Raw genomic sequence first — 1,042 nt, forward strand, 5'->3', positions numbered from 1 at the left:
GGCTGCCGCGTGGAGCTATGACGGTCCGGTGTCGGTGTTGCGGCTGCCGCTTGATGTACATGATCCGCAGACGCGGCGGCATGTGGAGCGGGTGTTTTCGGCGGCGTTCGCGGTCCGTCGGGCGGTGCAGCGCGACGCCCGGACCCGGCTGGCCGCCTATCGTGGCGCGCATCACGAACGCGCTGTAGCGGGCCCGGCGGCGGTCCGGGACCGGCTGGGGTTGACCCTGCCCGGGCTGGAACGTGCCGCGTACCGGCATCTGGACGGTGCGCCGCACCTGCGCCGTCATATGACCAAGGCGTTGGTCATGCACGGCGCGGACGGGGTGTGGCAGGCGGTGCATCGGCATCTGTTCCCCGACGCGACGGGCCGTCGGCACGGCCCACCGCGGGTTGGTGACTGGTGGTCGTTCCACACCATTCCCGGCCGGGCGCGGTCGCACACCCGGCCGCGGAAGTGGGAGACGTTCCGGCTGGTCGGCAGTCTCGGCGGGCATCGGGCGGCGTTTGATCGGGGTGGCCGGTTGTGGCAGCCGCGGCGAATGCCGGCCGTGACCGCGACCGGAGGTGGGCGGGCGGTGCGGTCGTGGTGGGACCACGACGGCCCGTTCGCGATCGTGCTGACCGGCACCGGCTGCCGCGATCTCGTGCTGCCGGTCCGGCTGCCGCAAGGACCCGCCCGGACACCGGTCCTCGAGCATTACTTGGCCGATCCCGGCTGCTGGCACAAGATCGATCTGGTCCGCCACCGCGATCCGGGCGCGCTTGGCGGGTGGCGGTACGAGGCGCGCCTGATGATCCTCGGCCCCGGTTACACCTCGCAGAGCACAGCGGCGCGCCGCGCCGCGGCCGCCGGGTTGTCACGGCGGGGCGGGGTGGACGTCAACGTGTCCAACCTCGCCGTCGTCTCCATCCCCACCACCGGCGTAGCCGCCGACGGGTTGCGGGCCACGTGCGTGGCGAGGTCCGGCCCGGACGCTGATCGGCTGGCCGCCGAGCGGTTGCGGCAGCGGCGGCGGAACCGGGCGTTGCAGCGTTCCCGG

1 protein-coding gene is annotated in these 1,042 nt (G+C 73.4%); it reads left to right on the forward strand.

The features are described 5' to 3' along the window. Nucleotides 1–28 precede the first annotated feature (28 nt). On the forward strand, nt 29–1,042 hold a 1,014-nt coding region (locus ABD901_RS58690), incomplete at its 3' end, for a hypothetical protein (protein WP_345145096.1).

This window comes from Dactylosporangium darangshiense, from assembly GCF_039537565.1.
GTDB classification, from domain to species: domain Bacteria; phylum Actinomycetota; class Actinomycetes; order Mycobacteriales; family Micromonosporaceae; genus Dactylosporangium; species Dactylosporangium darangshiense.